Source organism: Streptomyces prasinopilosus, assembly GCF_001419695.1.
GTDB classification, from domain to species: domain Bacteria; phylum Actinomycetota; class Actinomycetes; order Streptomycetales; family Streptomycetaceae; genus Streptomyces; species Streptomyces prasinopilosus.
Map to the genome: position 1 here is coordinate 1 of NZ_LIRG01000478.1, position 4,202 is coordinate 4,202.

Genomic DNA, 4,202 nt, shown 5'->3' on the forward strand with positions numbered 1-4,202 from the left:
CCGTCACCACGGTGGCGGTCTGACCGCCACCGACGCCGTGGACCTTCGTCTCCCCCTGGTGGATGTCGTACGACAGGACCCCCTGGTCGTCCGTCGAGGCGGACCAGCTCAGCTGGACGGCCCTGCCGCCGACCGCTTTGCCGCGGAGGTTGGAGGGGCGGCCGGGCGCGGACCGGTCGGTGGCCGCGGCCGCCGGGGTCGTCGCGCGCACCACCCGGCTCCGGGGACCGAGCCGCCCTTCCGCGTCCCGCGCCCGCACGGTGAAGGCGTAGGTGGTGGAGGGCCGAAGCCTGGTGACATCGACCATGTGCTTGGAACCGGGTACTTCCTCGACCTTTGTGGTGCCCCGGTACACCTCGTACCGGCTCACCCGGGCGCCGGCGGCGGCGACGGTGTTCCACATGACATGCACGCTCGTGGCGCTGCCGGCCTCGGCCGTGACGCCCGCCGGAGCCCCGGGCGGCTGCCCGCTTCCGTCCCCGGACCCCCCGTCACCGCCTCCGGCACCGCAGGAAACGGCCAGGAGGAGGGCCGGCACGAGCAGCGCACCGCGGAGCGGGAGCGGTGGGCGGAGCGCGCCACCGCGCGGTCCGGGAGGACGGCGCCGGGGCACGGCACCGGCGGCGGGAACGCCTCGCACGACTCTGCCTCCCGAGATCGCACAGAAATGGTCCGGACCAATGCTCGCCCCCATGGTGGCGTGAAAGAGGCGGCCGCATCAAGAGGGCGGTGCGAGGACCCGGGCGGCCGTACCGCGTACGGGCGCCGGCGGCGGCGCGGGACCAGGCACCCGGCCCCTCGCCGGGCGGCCGGACGCGCACCGTACGGCCCCGTCGCGAGGACCGCGCCGCGGGTCCGGGGTGAGATGGGACCGAGTGCCCGTCGGCGTCCCCCACGAGAGGCCCCCACCGTGATCCCTGTCCAGTCGCTCGCACTGACCGTGGCAGGCCTCGCCGTGCTCACCCCCACGGTGCTCCACGGCGCCGCTTCCCCGCAGGCCCGCACGGAACCACCGGCCGTGCGACAGGACGGCCCCGTCGGCGCCGCCGACCTGCTGGCAAGGGTGCGCGACTGCGCTCCCGTCTCCCAAGGGCTGTACCGGAGCGACCAGGGCGCCGCCGCCACCGTCCCCGTGTGCGGCACCGACGAGGTCGTGTTCTGGAAGGCCGACATGGACATCGACTGCGACGGACAGCCCGGCGTCCGCTGCAACGCCGCCGCCGACCCGTACTTCTCCGCCTCCACGGCGTTCGCGCAGTCCGACGGCCGTCCGCTGAACTCCGAGACCCTGCCCTACGTGGTGGTGCCGGTGCCGAGCGCGCTCTGGGACTACCGGGCGCACGGCGTCCGGGGCGGCTCGGTGGTGGCCGTCGTGTACGGCGACCGGGTGCGGTACGCGGTCGTCGGCGACACCGGTCCCGCGGGCGTCATCGGTGAGGCGTCCTACGCGGCGGCCGAGGCGCTCGGGCTGAGCGGCGAGGACGCCACCGCCGACGCCAGTGCGGCGTGGCGCGTCGCCGTGGACGCCGGACTCGTCGACGTCGTCGACGAGCAGGAGGGCACCGTCACCGCGGGCGCCGACCTGGCACTGCTCACCGGCGGCTCCCCGCACGACGTCCTCACCGTGTGGCTGGCCGCCCTGGAGTCGGTGCTCGCCGACGCGAGCGTGCCCGACCTGGACGGGCTCGTCGACGCCCTCGTCGCCGGGGACGGGTCCGGCGAACTCGACCTCTCCTCGGTCGACTGGGACCCCGAGGCCGAGACGGAGTTCCTCGAGGGGATCCTCGGCAACCTGTACCTGCTGACCGTCGGCGAGGCGGGGCCCGCCGGCCCGCCCGTGCCGCTGCCCGCGCTGGCCGCCTCCGTGATCGTCCCCGACGACATGCCGGAGCCCACCGACGACGTGCTCCGGGAGGTGTCCGACGCGATGATGCGGCTGGACGACCGGTTCCGCCTGCTGGAGCCGTCCGGGCTCGTGGAGTACCAGCCGGTCGACGAGGCCCTGCTGGCCGAGGGCGACGAGGAGCCCGCCCCGCCCCAGGACGACACCGACGTCACCCGCTACGGCGTGGTGCGGCTGACCCCGCTCGGCCTGTACGGGCTGCGCGCCCGCCTGCTGGAAGCGGGCTTCGACGCCCCGGCGGTCGGGGACCTCACGGACAAGGGCGCCGACGCGCTGCTCGACCGCACCCCCGCCTTCCCGCCGGCCGCGGCCCACGCGGAGACCGAGCGGTGGCTCGCCCGCCGCGAACCCCTCGACGCGGCCCGCGAGCTGCTCGCCGCCGCCCGCGGCACCGACGAGAACGCGCCGCTGCGGCGGCTGCAGTGCCAGCAGGCACTGGCGCTGGTCGGCGTCTCGGCCGAGCCGGCCCTGCGCGAGGTGCTCGACGACGCGGAACTCGGCGGGCTGGCCCGGGTGTGGCTGACCGAGCACGGCGCGACGGACGTGCCGCCGCCCTCCGAGACCATGATCTTCTGGCTGACCGTCGACACGGTGGCCGCACAGCTCGCGGCCGAGGGCAACTCCGAGGAGCTGCAGGCCCTGGTGGAGGGACTGGCCCGCCAGCACAGCGGCTTCTTCGCCACCGCCTGGCGGGTGGACCACCCGGCCACGGCGGACGTGCTGGAGGCGATGGGCCGGCTGCACCCGGACAAGGCGGTCGCCAAGGCCGCACGCAAGGCCGCCTTCAAGGCACGCTCGCAGCGCGGGAACTGACGCGCGGCAGGGGAACCGGGCGGACGGCGGGCACCTCGCGCCGGGAGCGGGACCGGGGCGCTCCGCTGCGGCCGGCGGGCGGAGCCGCGGCACCCGGCCCGCGGGCGGGGGCACGACGCCCCGGTCCGCGGGCGGGGCGGACGGCCGTGCGCGGTTCACCGAAGCGGCCGCCGGAGGCCCCCGCGGAGTTCAACCGGTGTTCAGGCACGGGCGCGAGCGTGACGGTGGACGGGCCCCGGCCCGTCACCCCCGCACGGCACCCCACCGTCACAGGAGGCTCCATGCCGCTCACCCGCAGGGACTTCGCCAGGACATCCGCGGTCGCCGGTGCGGGCGTCGCACTGGTGGGCAGCGTGGGCGCCCTCGCCTCCGCGCCGGGCGCCCTCGCGTCCCACGACGCCGAGAGCGCCGGTGAGGAGCGGGAGGCGGCCCGGCGGCCCCACCCCACGGTCGGCTACGGCCCCCTGCTGCCGGACCCGGACGGCATCCTCGCCCTGCCCGCCGGCTTCTTCTACCGCGTCCTCACCCACTGCGGGAAGACCCGGCTGGAGTCCGGCGAGTACACCCCCGCCGAGCACGACGGCACCGCCGCCTTCGCGGGGCCCCGCGGCACCACCCTCCTCGTGAACAACCACGAGATGGACGGCCCGCGCGACGAGGCCGAGCACCCCGTCCCGCTCGTCGAGGGACTCGTCTACGACCCGGCCGCGCCCGGCGGCTGCACGGTCGTCGAGGTGCGCCCCGACGGCGGCGTCGCCGAGTGGGTCGGCATCGCCGGCACCGCCGACAACTGCGCGGGCGGCAGCACCCCCTGGGGCACCTGGCTCACCTGCGAGGAGAACTCCGACCGGGCCGGCGAGAACGGCATGACCAAGGACCACGGCTACGTCTTCGAGGTCGACCCCGTCGACCGGCGCGCCAACCGCGACCCCAGGCCCCTGAAGTTCTTCGGCCGGTACGACCACGAGGCCGTCGTCATCGACCCCGGGCGCGGCCACGCCTACCTCACCGAGGACGCCGACGAGCCCAACGGCCTGTTCTTCCGCTGGACCCCGCCGAAGGACTTCCGGCACGGCCCCGGCAGGTTCCGCGCCCTCGCCGACGACGCGGGCGTCCTCCAGGCACCCCGGTGCTTCGACTCCGGCGGCCGGTTCGTCGACGACCTCTCCCGCGCCACCCGGACCGGCACCGTGTACGGCGTCGACTGGGTGGACGTGCCCGACCGCGACGCGCGGACCGTCCCCGTGCGCGAGCAGTTCGGGGCCGGCGAGGTCACCCGCGCCCGCAAGCTGGAGGGCATGTGGTGGGGCGACGGCGGGGCGTACCTCGTCTCCTCGTACGCCCGTGGGGAGAGCCCCGTGCAGCACGACGGCCAGGTCTGGTTCTACGACCCCCGGCGCCGCACCCTGACCCTGAAGGTCCTGCTCGGCGCCGACCGCGACCCGGCCCGGGACGGTGCCTTCGACGGCCCGGACAACATCACCGT

3 protein-coding genes are annotated in these 4,202 nt (G+C 76.0%); 2 read left to right on the forward strand and 1 reads right to left on the reverse strand.

Features of this window, described 5'->3' with window-relative positions; all coding sequences use genetic code 11:
• Positions 1–640: fibronectin type III domain-containing protein (locus tag AOK18_RS19940; RefSeq protein ID WP_420865628.1), on the reverse strand; the 640-nt coding region annotated here is incomplete at its 3' end.
• Positions 641–910: 270 nt separating this feature from the next.
• Here AOK18_RS19940 and AOK18_RS19945 point away from each other — a divergent pair.
• Together AOK18_RS19945 and AOK18_RS19950 are read left to right on the forward strand one after the other, a co-directional pair.
• A complete protein-coding gene (locus AOK18_RS19945; protein WP_206281567.1) occupies positions 911–2,716 on the forward strand; it encodes a glycoside hydrolase family 75 protein in 1,806 nt (601 codons plus the stop codon).
• 281 nt (positions 2,717–2,997) lie between these two features.
• A partial coding sequence (locus AOK18_RS19950) for an alkaline phosphatase PhoX (RefSeq protein WP_055695251.1) occupies positions 2,998–4,202 on the forward strand: 1,205 nt, incomplete at its 3' end.